Raw genomic sequence first — 12,500 nt, 5'->3', positions numbered from 1 at the left:
TACCGGAGGTAAAGCACTGAATAGGCTAGGGGGCGAGAGCTTACTGAACCTTATCAAACTAAGAATGCCGGATAATTGATTTGCAGCAGTCAGACAGTGTGAGATAAGTTTCATTGTCAAAAGGGAAACAGCCCAGACCCACAGCTAAGGTCCCAAAGTACATTTGAGTGGAAAAGGATGTGGGGTTGCATAGACAACCGGGATGTTGGCTTAGAAGCAGCCATACATTAAAAGAGTGCGTAATAGCTCACCGGTCGAGTGACCCTGCGCCGAAAATTCAACGGGGCTAAAATGTACACCGAAGCTTGGGATTGCAGTTACTGAACAAAGCAGATTGATGAAAAGGTTGAATCTGGCCGAAGGCAAAATTCAACTAAAAAGCTAAAAGTCAGTAAGCTTTGTTCAGTAACTGCAGTGGTAGGAGAGCGTCGAATATGGGGTGAAGTCAGAGCGGAAGCGCTGGTGGACTGTATTCGAGTGAGAATGCCGGAATGAGTAGCGAGAATTATGTGAGAATCATAATGGCCGAAAGTCTAAGGTTTTGGAAGGAAGGTTCGTCCGCTTCCAGTAAGCCGGGAGCTAAGGTGAGGCCGAAAGGCGTAGCCGATGCACATACGGTTGAAATTCCGTAGCCTCCGAAGTATTTAAACAGAAGGACACTTGAGAAGTGATGTTGCCGGGCGATGGTTGACCCGGTCGTAAGGGACCGAAATTTAGTAGGGAAGTCATCATGGATCGAGGCGAGAAAAGTTCTGTGAATATACAAGGAGCCCGTACCGCAAACCGACACAGGTAGATAGGAAGAAAATTCTAAGGCCAACGGGAGAAGGGTTGTTAAGGAACTCGGCAAGTTGACCCCGTAACTTCGGAATAAGGGGTGCTCTCGAGAGAGAGCCGCAGAGAATAGGCCCAGGCGACTGTTTAGCAAAAACACAGCTCTATGCTAAATCGAAAGATGATGTATATGGGGTGACACCTGCCCGGTGCCGGAAGGTTAAGAGGAGGCGTGAGAGCGCTGAATTGAAGCCCCGGTAAACGGCGGCCGTAACTATAACGGTCCTAAGGTAGCGAAATTCCTTGTCAGGTAAGTTCTGACCCGCACGAATGGTGTAACGATCTGGGCACTGTCTCAACAACCCGCCCGGCGAAATTGTAGTACCGGTGAAGATGCCGGTTACCCGCGACTAGACGGAAAGACCCCATGGAGCTTTACTGCAGCTTAATGTTGAATTTCGGTATTTCATGTACAGGATAGGTGGGAGACTGGGAACTACAGGCGTCAGCTTGTGGGGAGTCACTGTTGGGATACCACTCTTGAAGTGCTGGAATTCTAACCTGCGGCCTTGAATCAGGTCGGGGGACATCGTTAGGCGGGCAGTTTGACTGGGGCGGTCGCCTCCAAAAGAGTAACGGAGGCGCTCAAAGGTCAGCTCAGCATGGATGGAAACCATGCAAGTGAGTGCAAACGCAAAAGCTGGCCTAACTGCGAGACTGACGGGTCGAGCAGTAACGAAAGTTGGAGTTAGTGATCCGGCGGTATGTGAGTGGAAATGCCGTCGCTCAACGGATAAAAGCTACCCTGGGGATAACAGGCTGATCTCCCCCAAGAGTCCACATCGACGGGGAGGTTTGGCACCTCGATGTCGGCTCATCGCATCCTGGGGCTGAATTCGGTCCCAAGGGTTTGGCTGTTCGCCAATTAAAGCGGTACGCGAGCTGGGTTCAGAACGTCGTGAGACAGTTCGGTCCCTATCTGTCGTGGGCGAAGGATATTTGAAAGGAGCTGTCCCTAGTACGAGAGGACCGGGATGGACGCACCTCTGGTGCACCGGTTGTCGTGCCAACGGCACAGCCGGGCAGCTAAGTGCGGAACGGATAAACGCTGAAGGCATCTAAGCGTGAAACCGCCCTTAAGATAAGATATCCCATCGAAAGAGTAAGACCCCTCAAAGACTATGAGGTTGATAGGCCTATGGTGTAAGCATGGTGACATGTTCAGCCTGCAGGTACTAATCGGTCGAGGGCTTGACCTTATTTCATCTCTTCTGATTACGCTTCTCTGTTACTTCCTTTATTCAATTTTCAGGGTTTGATACCTTGAATATATGATAGCCGGTGCATATGGCTATGAGGTTCCACCTGTTCCCATTCCGAACACAGAAGTTAAGCTCATACACGCCGAAGATACTCAGATGGTGACGTCTCGGGAAAATAGGGCTGCGCCGGCTCTTATCATATATACCATATTCCTCAATAGCTCAGTCGGTAGAGCGCATGACTGTTAATCATGATGTCGCTGGTTCGAGTCCAGCTTGGGGAGCCAAACTTCCGTTAAAGTGACCATATTGAAAAGGAATGAGAGCAACGTTTGCAAAGCTCTATTCTACGTTGTTTGAGCTGATTTTCGTCAGCCAAATCAACATTCAATGGTCGCTTTAATTTTTTGCCCGAAAATAGTAAATACAGGGTGTTTTAAACTCCCGTAGCTTATGAACTATAAAATGTTCGTAAGTTACGGGAGTTTTTTTGTTTTATCGCTTCAAAAAGAAAGGAAACTGACTATGAATAACAAGGAATATTCCGGCAGTCTGATATTTGACGCTTACGAAAAAGACTTTATCGACAATGAATCTATCAAGTTTTGTAATGTTTACTGTAAAAGCAGGGTGTAAGGATATGAAAACCGAGTTTGACTATTATTACGGAGCAGAAGCCGAGCAATTCTCTTTTGTCCGAGTGCCGAAGGTGCTGTTTACGGATAAGGAGCATTTCGGCAGCCTGTCCAATGATGAAGGATATTGTACGGATTTTTGCTTGAAAGAATGAGCCTTAGCAGGAAAAATAACTGGATTGATGCTCACAACAGGGTGTATATCATATTCCCTATTGATGAAATAGCGGAGATTATGGGAGTTTGCCACGAAAAGGCTCTCAATCTTCTCAAAGAGCTTGACGATCAATCAGGAATCGGGCTTGTGAGGAAGAAACGCCGAGGTCTGGGACTGCCGTCTATTTTATATGTGAAGAACTTCATTGTTAAAGGTGAGCAGAATACCGATCGTGTTCCGACATCAAGAAGTCTGGAAAACGGAATTCAAGAAGTCGGAAAAACAGATATCAAGAAGTCCGAAAATCAGACTTCTGCAAATCTGAAAAACAGACTTCTTGAAGTACGAAATTCGGACTCTAATAATATTGATATAAATAATACTGATATGAGTTATACTTACGATCAATCTATCGATCGGTCACGGGCAGGCATTCAAAATTTCTCGCCCGGAGCTGACGGATTGATTGACGGAATTGACAGAAACGCAGTTGAGGAAGAAGTTAAGAAACAGATCGACTATGACTGCCTTATATCTCACCCCGACAGCTCTGTTGTTCAAATGGCAGAAGAAATCAAAGACCTTATGGTTGATGTTCTCTGCGGAGAGAGAAGTGTGGTATCGGAGGGAAAACGTATATCGGAAGAAACAGCAAGGGCTGCTTATAGGAAAATCACCTATGAACACATTCAGTATGTGATGAAAAGCCTTGTAAGCTATCCCGACAAAATCAGCAGGATAGATCGTTTCCTGACAACATCACTGTATAACTCGGTTTACACGCTGACAAACTCAACGTTTGCAGGGTTTGAACATGATATGCGTATGAAGATGCTTTAGATAAAAAATCACAGCACCCGTTAGAGTGTTGTGATTATAAATTGCATGATAAATTGGAATTTTTGCTTTATATAAATTATTTATGCTGTAAAAAGTTATAAACTCTTTGATTGAAATCCTTAGCTTCTTCATAAGTGGCATGTCCTAAATTATCATACATAAAGATTTCACAACCAAGTTTTTTTGAAATTTCCAAAGAAGCCGATCCACTTACCACTTTATCCTGCATACCTCCAATTACAAATACCGGGCATTGAATTCTATCTAATTCATCATAAGCTTTACAACTAAGGCAAGCTTTTGCCAATACAATAAATTTTGGTACATTCTTTGGCTTTTGAAAAACCGTTAATAATGACATAAACGGTTTGTATCGTTTCACATAAATATCGGAATACATCTTTTCAGCCATATCTGTAATCAGCTTTTTCATATTATTCTGTTCTGTAATTTGAATCCAGTCATTGACTGTCCTTTCGACGGTTTCATTATTTTTCGAAAGTGTTACTGCGAGGACTAACTGATTTACTAAATCGGGTCTGTCTATTGCAAGATATTGAGCAATCATACCACCTTGTGATACACCAAAGACATCAGCATTTGTAATCATTAATGTATCCATTGCCATTGCTATATCTGCCGCTAAGTCTCTTACTGTTATGTTATCGCTAATATCTTCTCTGCGGTCAAACATATAAATTTTATAATCTTTTGCGAAAATTCGATACATATAAGCCAATGAAAATGCTGCCCCTTTAATGCTGCGGGTGCTAAGACCTTGAATCAAAATCAAAGGCTTCGTTCCCTTTCCAAAAGTAATGTAATTCATCTGCATACCCTGTATTTCTAACAGTTGTTCTTTTGCATTATAAAACATAAAATATTCACCACCAAATTTCGATTTGCCGAGCAAATAAACTCAACTTATTTTTCTACATTATACCATATCCCAATAAGGAAATCAACAAAAATCACCGAAAGGAAAAAACACTAATGCGAAAAAACAGCTAATACATTTCGATATCCGAATACTGCAAAGCGAACGGTTTGAAGCCAACAAAATTTTATGAAATGTTAAGCGGACACCCGGAGCTTGCTAAGAAACTCAAAACTAATGCCAAGGGCGAACGTGTGCTTGATGAAAAAGCAATAACGGCGGCAGGGGCAATTCTCCGAAAAGAGAACAGAGCCAAGCAGGGCAGAAGTTCCGCTTCCTCTGCTGCCGATGAAATAAATATCCTTGCGGCTAAAAATGAAGTGCTGCGAAAGGAGATGAGCAGGCTGAAATGTGAGAACGAAAGGCTGAAAGCTGTCCTTTCGGTCAGAAATGAAAAACGAAAAAAAACATTGAGATGTAAAAAAGGAGAATCCCAAAATGATCTATTACAGAATTACCCCGACAAGATAAGCAGGATAGACCGCTTCCTGACAACATCGCTGTTAAACTCCGTATATACGCTGATGAACTCCACTTTTGCAGGCTTTGAACACAATATGGGTATGAAGCTGCTATGATGATATGGATTTTTGAAAGGAATGAGGAAAGTGGCTGAACTTTTGCTTGTTGCAGTTGTATTTGAGATTTGCCGAAGAATGACCCGTCACAGGCTTAAAACGGCTCACTTTTATATCTATTTAATAATTTTGACACCCAATGAAATCAAATCTTTTTTCATTCTATTTGCTTTTTCTTTTCCGAAGCGACACCCCGTAGCTGCTTCTGAAAGCTTTACAGCCATTCCTGTTTTAATGGCCCCCTTTGCAGTTGCTCCCACACAACCGCAAAGGTCAAGTCCGCATACTGTGATTTCCGAATATTCTTTTGTAGTCACAAAGCTTTTGAAGCTTCGCGAAGTAAAACTATTAGGCAGATTTTTTTCAAAGTAATTATCAGATACGATATCCACATCAGGATAAATTTCAGCACCAGATGTACCTTTTATAGAAAAGCCTATAAACCATTTATTTGTGATAATATTGGGGAATACTTGCCCAACATAAATCACATCATCACCCCGTTCACTGAACTCGCTAATAAGACTATTGACAGCGTTTACAAGTTCGGGAGTGTTATAGGAAAACGTCTTTTTTCTTCTATTCCAAAGATAATCGTTCTGCATATCTACAACTATAAGCGCTTTCTTGTTTGACATATTAATTTCTCCTAATCTAAAAATCTGTTTATATTCTGACAAATATACCATTTAAGTGTTTCATCATCGGTGAGGTCGATATTACAGGAGCTTTTTATTGTCTCATAACGCAGAACTGAAAGTTCGTGTATACTTGTCAGCTCAAACGCAATCAATCTGCAATCTTCTATGGTTTTTCTTCCGTTAAAATGTTCTACAATAAATGGTAGGCTTTCCATACCAAAATCATCATTGCGATTGAACAATATATATTTTGTCACCGCTTGCGAATAGTTGTAATTTGCAATCATAAGCCTCATCATTTTAAAATGCAATTCAGTAAGCTTCTGTTTAGGCGACATTCCCGATGACATAATCTTTATAAATTCCGTATCGTGTTTCTGAACATCTGACAAAAGCTTTCGAAACACCTCATAAAGCAAACCCTCTCGTGAACCAAAGCAATAATTAATCATTGCAAGATTTACTCCGCTTTCTTTTGCAATAGCTCGAGATGTAACTTCCGAAGGTTCACTGCAATCCGTCATAAGTTTTGCAGTTGAATTTAAAAGAGCATTTCTTGTTGCTTCAAGGTCACGCTTTATTTTATCTGACATTGTATCACCTCACCTTATTAAACGTGTTTAATTATATTATACACGCTTTTTTTCAATTGTCAAGCACTCGCTTGAAAAGAAAGGACAACAAATCAATGAGAAAGAATAAGAAATCCTGTTCCATCTCCGAATTTTGCAGGAACAACAATTTCCGAACGCTGGAGTTTTACAAAATGTTGAGCAGACACCCGGAGCTGGCAAGAAAAATGAAAGCCAATTCCGCAGGGGAACGTGTGCTTGATGAAAAAGCAATAACGGCGGCAGGGGCAATTCTCCGCAAAGAGAACAGAACCAAGCAAGGCAGAAGTTCCGCTTCCTCTGCTGCCGATGAAATAAATATTCTTGCGGCTAAAAATGAAGTGCTGCGAAAGGAGGTGAGCAGGCTAAAATGTGAGAACGAAAATCTGAAAGCTGTCCTTTCGGGCAGAAATGAAAAACGAAGAAAAAACATCGAGATGTAAAAAAGGAGAATCCCAAAATGATCTATTACAGAAAAAACACCGATCCTGAAATGCTGCTTCCCGAAGATTTTGATATTCTGTTCTTCAGTGAAAGCGGCGGCAGGAAGAAATCCAAGAAAACAGTCAAGCTTATCGCAGTAATTTCTGCCGTGTGTGCAGCTGTGGCTGGCACGGTTCTTATTATCCGTCACAATGCGAAAAAGCCGAAAGTGTGAGTTATGAAAAGACTGCTTTCCTATGTTACCAACGAGAAGAAAACAGAAAAAACTCTTGTGACGGGGCTTAACTGCTCGGCGAATGCTTCCGAAGCGTATGAGGATATGAAATTCGGCTTTGAAATGTTCAGCGGTGAGAGATTTTTCAAAAGGTCTATAAAATCTGAAACGGCGAAATCCGAAAAGCAGAAAATTCGGCTTCACCACTATATCCAGTCGTTCAAGCCGGGTGAGGTCACTCCCGATGAAGCTCATCAAATCGGAGTGGAATGGGCGGAAAGGGCTTTCGGGAAAAAGGCGGTGGTGCTGTGTGCAACCCATACTGACCGTGGGCATATTCATAATCATTTTGTCGTATGCCCTTACGATATGGATGGAAAGCACTGGCACGCAAACAAGGAAAGTCTGCGGAGATGCAAAGCAATATCCGATGAAATCGCTCTTGCTCACGGACTTTCGGTTATCAAACACCCGAAGAAAAGCTACACTCACAAATACGGCGAGTACAAGGCGAGGAAAGAGGGCATATCGTGGAAACAGAAATTGTGTGATGATATTGACAATGCGATTATGAAAGATAGTGTTCGTAATGTTGATGACCTGCTGAAAGAATTGCAGAAGCAGGGCTATGGCATTCGGCGAGGAAAGTACATTTCCATAAAGGTCAGGCAGAACCGAAAGCCTATCCGCAGTTATCGGCTTGGTGACGGTTACGCTCTTGAACATTTGCAATTCCGCATTGAGCATAAGAATATGGAGATGCCGATGTCCGAAGCCTTGAAGTTTTCGGGCATTCAGAGGGAGTATGCTTTGTGCATCCGGCAGATCCAGATACAGCTTTATCGCAGACCCGAACCCGATCGGCTGCACCTTGCCACATTCCGAGAGGTTGAAAGGTCAAGCAGGCTGTTGTTCTATTTGCGTGATAACAAAATTCATTCGGCAGATGATTTTCGGAAAGCTGTTTCCGATGCGGAAGCAAGACTCAAAAAACTGAAAGTCGAAAAGGACAGCCTTATAAAGAAAATTGCCGATGAGGAAAAGCTCATCGGCGATATCCCGAAGTATCTTGAAATTCTGAAACGCAGGTTCCTGCTTCCAAAGGATATTTCCGAGCTTGCGAAATACAATTATCTGAAAGATGCAGGGATAACCTCGCTTAAAGATGCGGAAAAGCACAGGCTGATGCTTGCCGATATGAAAAGCCGGCTTGAAGATGCTGACGGAAAGATCCGTGAAGCTGTTTCCAAGAAAAAGACCGTTTACGATTTTTATGCCTTGTATGAAAATCAGATGAAGTCGGATTATCAGGTTTTGCTTGAACAGGCTAAGGCTGAAATTGAGAATATCCGCAGGGTGGAAGAACGGCAGAAAGCTGAAAAAGAAAGGAGTGATTTGCAGGCGGAGAACAAAATGCAGGATAGGGGCAAGTCGGGATTTTCAAGGTGATGAAAAAATCACAGCACCCGTTAAAGTGCTGTGATTTTGAACTGCTCGATAAATTGGAATTTTCAAATTAGTCTTTGCAAATAACCTTTGAACCTTCACCATCGATTACAATTCCCTGACGGTTGTTAATTGGGCATAGATTCAAATCCGAAAATTCAGTCATTATTTTCTCAGTAACTTTCTTAAATGGTGCTGTAAGATAATGCGGAAGAACATAGAAATCAATCAAATCAAGCCCTGCATCATCTTCTTGTGAGTAGTCCTCCGGCTTTTCATCCATTTGTTCAATATATTGGATAGTTGGAGCGCATATAATCGCACCCGCCGATTCACCGATCATCAGTTTTCCCTTTTCCAATTCCTTCTTCAATAGCTCATCCGTTCCCGTTTTACGGAGCTGATCCATAAGGAAGAAAGAATTTCCACCAGTAAAATAGATCACATCCGCATCTTCAAAAACGGACTGTATCGTTAAATAAGCCTCCGTTGAAATATCAATTTCCGTTACGGTTGCTCCCAGTTTATTGAATAGCTTTCGAGCCGAGCCGACATAACCGGTATAGCCTTCACGCAGCGAAGCTGTGGGAATAAATGCGACTTTCTTGTTATCAATTTCTTCTTTTATCAAACTTCCTACACTTGAAAAGTGCGAACATAAGAACAGTTTCATCCATATCCTCCTTAATAAATTCCGATTTGTCGAGCAGACATATTCAATCTGCTGTTAAAAGCATTATACCATATCAAAATAAAAAAATCAAATATAAAACAGAAGGGGACAGATAACAAAAATCAATTTTTCATTTCTTCTTCGTGCAGACGGTCAAGCTCGGCATAATATTTGTCAAGCTCGCCCATAACAAAACGCTTGATCTCGGAGGTGACAGTTACCCCACGCATTTCACACCAAGCCTTGTAGTCCTTGAATTCTTCCATTCGGACACGGGTGGAAATGGTGTGCATATTCTCTTTGTCCCATTTGCGGGCATATCCCTTTTGCTTTTCCGATACGGGCATATTATCACTCTTTCTACTTGCGTAAGTATTTAATACCTTATTATATCATACCCACACGCAGAAGTCAATGTGCGCATTGCACCGGAATTTGCCGAAAACTTTGTCTGGGATAACTATTGAAAACTACTGTCGCAAGTAGTAAAATATAAATGTAAGGAAAACACGAAACGAAATGTTCCGGTGGAACATCAAACGGAGGTAATGATCTATGGCAGTTAAATTTGAATTCAGTCTTTCGGACAGGGACTTTAATAAGCTCCGACTTTTGAAAAAGGCAGACGGCGAAACCGATATGACCTTTAACGATTATGCGGAGGAGCTTTTAAGCGGTGTTATCGGCAGAATGTACCGTGAATATGACAGGCAGGGACGCATAAAGGAGGACGAAAATGACTGATGCCAAGAATGAGCTTATCATTGCCAAGACGATTCTTTCGGCACAGGCAGAGGTAATCATCAGCCGTGAAAAAAGGATCAGAAATATCCGTGAAAAAGCGTTAAGGGCTTATGTCGAACGCAGAAAGCCGAAGCCACAGCGTAAGCCCATGACCGCCGAAGAGCGCAGGGCGGTTTGGAACACACTTAAATATGTAAATAAATGAAAAGAGGTATTTGTTATGTTAAAAATTTCCGATGAAAGCTATGAGAGAGCAAACGAGATTTTGGAGGATATAGGCTATGTTTGTGAAACCTCGGATTACTATGAGGATTGGGAGGACATTGCAAGGTCATCGTTCTGTGTTATGGACGACCTCGATGCCGACCGATATAATATGACCTGTGCGGCGTTTGCCGAGAAGATTGAGGAGCTGTTTAACAACGGCAAAACCAACTATGCAAAGGGTATCCACTCCGCATTTCTCGACTATCTTAAAGAACGCCGTGACTACCTTGAATTTAACGGCTACTATGACACGCCCGAACTTCCCGAAGATGCCGATGAGGACGATATTGACCTCTATAATGAAAAAATGGAAAGGTACGAAGCTTATGAGGAGCTTATAAATGCTGTTGATAAATGGATAGACAAAATGAACAGGCTTGAGCTTGCGTGAGAAAGGATACTGATATGAAAGTTATAACTTTGGCGAATATGAAAGGCGGAGTTGGCAAGTCCAGTTCCGCAACAGCTCTCTCGGCGATACTTACCGAGCGTGGATACAGAACGCTACTTATCGACTGCGATCAGCAGTGCAACAGCACGGACACTTACCGTGCGGAAACCGAGGGGGCGGCGACCGTTTATGATGTTCTCCTTGATGACAGCAGGATAAGCGTATCGGAAGCGGTTCAGCATACCGAGTGCGGTGAAATACTTGCAGGGGACAGCCTGCTCCGTCAGGCAGATGAAAAGCTGAAAGGAAGCGTTGACGGTCTTTACCGTATGGCTGACGCTTTGGAGAAGTGCGATGGGTATGACTACATAATCATTGATACCGCTCCTGCGATGAATTCCATACTTCACAACTGCCTTATCGCCGCGGATGAAGTCATTATCCCAGTTACGGCAGACAGATATTCTTTGCAGGGACTTTCACAGCTCAACGAAACTATAAAGGCAATAAAGAAGCGTCAGAATCCGAGGCTTACGGTTGCAGGACTTCTTCTCACAAAGTACAACAGCAGGGCAAATCTTTCAAGAGAGGTCAGAGCTTCGCTTGAAACCGTTGCGGAGAGTATGAATACCAAGATATTTGATACCTCAATCCGTGAGTGCATCAAGGTCAAGGAAGCACAGGCACAGAAGCGGACATTGATAGAATATGCACCGAACTGTACTGCCGCAGAGGATTACAACAGGCTTGCCGATGAGCTTACAAGTTGAAAGGGGAGAATATTATGGCAAGGAATGTTACAAGCAAATTCGGAGTTGCGGACGGTCTGGACTTTTCTTCCGAACAGGGAATAACAAGCATTGCAATAGACAAGCTTGTTCCGTACCGCAATCACAGGTTCACTTTATATAAGGGTGAACGTCTGGAAGATATGATTCAGAGCATAAAGAAGAACGGAGTTATCACGCCGATAATCGTAAGAGCTATGGACAATGGAAAATATGAGATACTTTCGGGACACAACAGAGTTTATGCGGCAGGGCAGGCAGAAATAACAAGTGTTCCTGCTGTTGTAAAGACTGATCTGTCCGATGAAGATGCGGAAATTTATGTTGTAGAAACCAATCTTATTCAGAGGGGATTTAAGGACTTAAAGATAAGCGAACAGGCTTTTGCGGTCGAGCTTCGGTACAGCAAGCTTTTTGACGAACGCAAGCTTAAAGGCATCAATGATGAGCTGTATCTGATAGAAAACGGAAAGCCAAAGCCCAATGCAGATGTTCCGGTGGAACATTCGACTACAAGAGAAGCCACGGCAGAACAGTACGGCATCAGCTCGGCAACGGTGGCAAGGCTTCTTAGGGTGAACAAGCTTATTGACGAGTTCAAGGAGCTTGTGGACAAGGAAAACATCAAGCTCCGTTCCGCAGTGGATATTTCTTTTATGACTGAGGAACAGCAGAAGCTTACATATTCGGTCATGGTGAAGCTGAATGTGAATGTCATTGATATGAAAACGGCGAAACAGCTTCGTGAAATATCGTCCTCATACGCTGTTGTTTCCGAGGAGCTGATAATGGAAGTCCTTACAGGCGAGTACGGCAGGGACGATGAGCCAAAGGACAAGGGAGAGAAGATAACGCTCCCGACAGCTACATACAAGCGGTATTTAAGCAGTTATTCTAAGGCAATACCGCACAAGCCATTGAAAATCAGGAAGAAAAATGGTATAATATAGTTATGAATAAACAACTAACATTCTCGCTTATAAGCGATGAACTGGCGCAGGCCAAAACAAGCAAAAAAGAATTTCTTGAAAAGATAGAGCGGATAATACCATTTGACGAGTGGATAGGGATAATCAGACCGTGCTATTACAAAGGAGA

Annotated in this window: 15 protein-coding genes, 1 tRNA gene and 2 rRNA genes (1 of these 18 cut by a window edge); 13 read left to right on the top strand and 5 right to left on the bottom strand. The window is 42.7% G+C overall.

What is annotated here, in order from left to right; genetic code table 11:
- The 4 genes from OCV68_RS04210 to OCV68_RS04195 all read left to right on the top strand — a co-directional run.
- Nucleotides 1–2,033, top strand: a 23S ribosomal RNA gene (locus OCV68_RS04210) (it extends 885 nt beyond the left edge of the window).
- Nucleotides 2,034–2,111: 78 nt separating this feature from the next.
- Nucleotides 2,112–2,228 (top strand): 5S ribosomal RNA (rrf, locus tag OCV68_RS04205).
- Nucleotides 2,229–2,247: 19 nt separating this feature from the next.
- A tRNA-Asn gene (locus tag OCV68_RS04200) sits at nt 2,248–2,323 on the top strand.
- 475 nt (nt 2,324–2,798) lie between these two features.
- Nucleotides 2,799–3,668 carry a replication initiator protein A gene (locus tag OCV68_RS04195; protein ID WP_262570990.1) on the top strand — a complete coding sequence of 290 codons (870 nt, stop codon included), beginning with the start codon at nt 2,799–2,801 and terminating at the stop codon, nt 3,666–3,668.
- A 76-nt stretch (nt 3,669–3,744) separates the two neighbouring features.
- Here OCV68_RS04195 and OCV68_RS04190 read toward each other — a convergent pair whose 3' ends face one another.
- Complete coding sequence (locus OCV68_RS04190) at nt 3,745–4,545, bottom strand: alpha/beta fold hydrolase (RefSeq protein WP_262570988.1); 801 nt, start codon at nt 4,543–4,545, stop codon at nt 3,745–3,747.
- A gap of 170 nt (nt 4,546–4,715) precedes the next feature.
- Between OCV68_RS04190 and OCV68_RS04185 the strand changes: the two genes are divergently transcribed.
- Entirely contained in the window at nt 4,716–5,183 is a 468-nt protein-coding gene (locus tag OCV68_RS04185; protein ID WP_262570986.1) for a hypothetical protein, read from the top strand.
- A gap of 116 nt (nt 5,184–5,299) precedes the next feature.
- Here the strand turns inward: OCV68_RS04185 and OCV68_RS04180 are convergent, their stop codons facing one another.
- Complete coding sequence (locus OCV68_RS04180) at nt 5,300–5,821, bottom strand: cysteine hydrolase family protein (RefSeq protein ID WP_262570984.1); 522 nt, start codon at nt 5,819–5,821, stop codon at nt 5,300–5,302.
- A gap of 11 nt (nt 5,822–5,832) precedes the next feature.
- On the bottom strand, nt 5,833–6,417 hold the full coding sequence (locus tag OCV68_RS04175) for a TetR/AcrR family transcriptional regulator (RefSeq protein ID WP_147622790.1): 585 nt from the start codon (nt 6,415–6,417) through the stop codon (nt 5,833–5,835).
- A 95-nt stretch (nt 6,418–6,512) separates the two neighbouring features.
- Here OCV68_RS04175 and OCV68_RS04170 point away from each other — a divergent pair, with 95 nt between their 5' ends.
- Genes OCV68_RS04170 through OCV68_RS04160 form a run of 3 tightly spaced genes read left to right on the top strand, consistent with a single transcriptional unit; the run spans nt 6,513 to nt 8,542 of the window.
- Nucleotides 6,513–6,878: a hypothetical protein gene (locus OCV68_RS04170; RefSeq protein WP_262570982.1), complete on the top strand. Its 366-nt coding sequence runs from the start codon at nt 6,513–6,515 to the stop codon at nt 6,876–6,878.
- A 17-nt stretch (nt 6,879–6,895) separates the two neighbouring features.
- Nucleotides 6,896–7,093: a hypothetical protein gene (locus tag OCV68_RS04165; RefSeq protein WP_262570980.1), complete on the top strand. Its 198-nt coding sequence runs from the start codon at nt 6,896–6,898 to the stop codon at nt 7,091–7,093.
- A gap of 3 nt (nt 7,094–7,096) precedes the next feature.
- A complete protein-coding gene (locus tag OCV68_RS04160) occupies nt 7,097–8,542 on the top strand; it encodes a relaxase/mobilization nuclease domain-containing protein (protein WP_262570978.1) in 1,446 nt (481 codons plus the stop codon).
- A 67-nt stretch (nt 8,543–8,609) separates the two neighbouring features.
- Here OCV68_RS04160 and OCV68_RS04155 read toward each other — a convergent pair whose 3' ends face one another.
- Both OCV68_RS04155 and OCV68_RS04150 read right to left on the bottom strand, forming a co-directional pair.
- Nucleotides 8,610–9,212, bottom strand: a complete 603-nt coding sequence (locus tag OCV68_RS04155) for a Type 1 glutamine amidotransferase-like domain-containing protein (RefSeq protein ID WP_055274563.1) — start codon at nt 9,210–9,212, stop codon at nt 8,610–8,612.
- A gap of 122 nt (nt 9,213–9,334) precedes the next feature.
- The gene (locus OCV68_RS04150; RefSeq protein WP_262570975.1) at nt 9,335–9,559 is read right to left on the bottom strand and encodes a hypothetical protein; all 225 of its coding nucleotides are present in this window, start codon (nt 9,557–9,559) and stop codon (nt 9,335–9,337) included.
- 208 nt (nt 9,560–9,767) lie between these two features.
- Between OCV68_RS04150 and OCV68_RS04145 the strand changes: the two genes are divergently transcribed.
- Genes OCV68_RS04145 through OCV68_RS04125 form a run of 5 tightly spaced genes read left to right on the top strand, consistent with a single transcriptional unit; the run spans nt 9,768 to nt 12,352 of the window.
- Entirely contained in the window at nt 9,768–9,956 is a 189-nt protein-coding gene (locus tag OCV68_RS04145) for a hypothetical protein (RefSeq protein ID WP_262570974.1), read from the top strand.
- Entirely contained in the window at nt 9,949–10,161 is a 213-nt protein-coding gene (locus OCV68_RS04140) for a hypothetical protein (protein WP_262570972.1), read from the top strand. The genes OCV68_RS04145 and OCV68_RS04140 overlap by 8 nt, the downstream gene beginning before the upstream one ends.
- Nucleotides 10,162–10,176: 15 nt before the next feature.
- The gene (locus tag OCV68_RS04135; RefSeq protein ID WP_262570970.1) at nt 10,177–10,614 is read left to right on the top strand and encodes a hypothetical protein; all 438 of its coding nucleotides are present in this window, start codon (nt 10,177–10,179) and stop codon (nt 10,612–10,614) included.
- Nucleotides 10,615–10,628: 14 nt separating this feature from the next.
- Nucleotides 10,629–11,384: a ParA family protein gene (locus OCV68_RS04130; protein ID WP_262570968.1), complete on the top strand. Its 756-nt coding sequence runs from the start codon at nt 10,629–10,631 to the stop codon at nt 11,382–11,384.
- Between the two features lie 14 nt (nt 11,385–11,398).
- Nucleotides 11,399–12,352, top strand: a complete 954-nt coding sequence (locus tag OCV68_RS04125; RefSeq protein WP_262570966.1) for a ParB N-terminal domain-containing protein — start codon at nt 11,399–11,401, stop codon at nt 12,350–12,352.
- Nucleotides 12,353–12,500 lie beyond the last annotated feature (148 nt).

This window comes from Huintestinicola butyrica, from assembly GCF_025567215.1.
Lineage (GTDB): Bacteria > Bacillota > Clostridia > Oscillospirales > Ruminococcaceae > Huintestinicola > Huintestinicola butyrica.
Note: the sequence above shows the minus strand (reverse complement) of the source record. Positions and strands in the feature narration are given on the sequence as shown.

What these genes read in the sequence shown, in the direction of transcription:
- OCV68_RS04165 (WP_262570980.1), top strand. Translation starts at nt 6,896, where the DNA reads ATGATCTATTACAGAAAAAACACCGATCCTGAAATGCTGCTTCCCGAA.
- OCV68_RS04190 (WP_262570988.1), bottom strand. Translation starts at nt 4,545, where the DNA reads ATGTTTTATAATGCAAAAGAACAACTGTTAGAAATACAGGGTATGCAG.
- OCV68_RS04160 (WP_262570978.1), top strand. Translation starts at nt 7,097, where the DNA reads ATGAAAAGACTGCTTTCCTATGTTACCAACGAGAAGAAAACAGAAAAA.
- OCV68_RS04145 (WP_262570974.1), top strand. Translation starts at nt 9,768, where the DNA reads ATGGCAGTTAAATTTGAATTCAGTCTTTCGGACAGGGACTTTAATAAG.
- OCV68_RS04140 (WP_262570972.1), top strand. Translation starts at nt 9,949, where the DNA reads ATGACTGATGCCAAGAATGAGCTTATCATTGCCAAGACGATTCTTTCG.
- OCV68_RS04130 (WP_262570968.1), top strand. Translation starts at nt 10,629, where the DNA reads ATGAAAGTTATAACTTTGGCGAATATGAAAGGCGGAGTTGGCAAGTCC.
- OCV68_RS04155 (WP_055274563.1), bottom strand. Translation starts at nt 9,212, where the DNA reads ATGAAACTGTTCTTATGTTCGCACTTTTCAAGTGTAGGAAGTTTGATA.
- OCV68_RS04125 (WP_262570966.1), top strand. Translation starts at nt 11,399, where the DNA reads ATGGCAAGGAATGTTACAAGCAAATTCGGAGTTGCGGACGGTCTGGAC.
- OCV68_RS04150 (WP_262570975.1), bottom strand. Translation starts at nt 9,559, where the DNA reads ATGCCCGTATCGGAAAAGCAAAAGGGATATGCCCGCAAATGGGACAAA.
- OCV68_RS04175 (WP_147622790.1), bottom strand. Translation starts at nt 6,417, where the DNA reads ATGTCAGATAAAATAAAGCGTGACCTTGAAGCAACAAGAAATGCTCTT.
- OCV68_RS04180 (WP_262570984.1), bottom strand. Translation starts at nt 5,821, where the DNA reads ATGTCAAACAAGAAAGCGCTTATAGTTGTAGATATGCAGAACGATTAT.
- OCV68_RS04135 (WP_262570970.1), top strand. Translation starts at nt 10,177, where the DNA reads ATGTTAAAAATTTCCGATGAAAGCTATGAGAGAGCAAACGAGATTTTG.
- OCV68_RS04170 (WP_262570982.1), top strand. Translation starts at nt 6,513, where the DNA reads ATGAGAAAGAATAAGAAATCCTGTTCCATCTCCGAATTTTGCAGGAAC.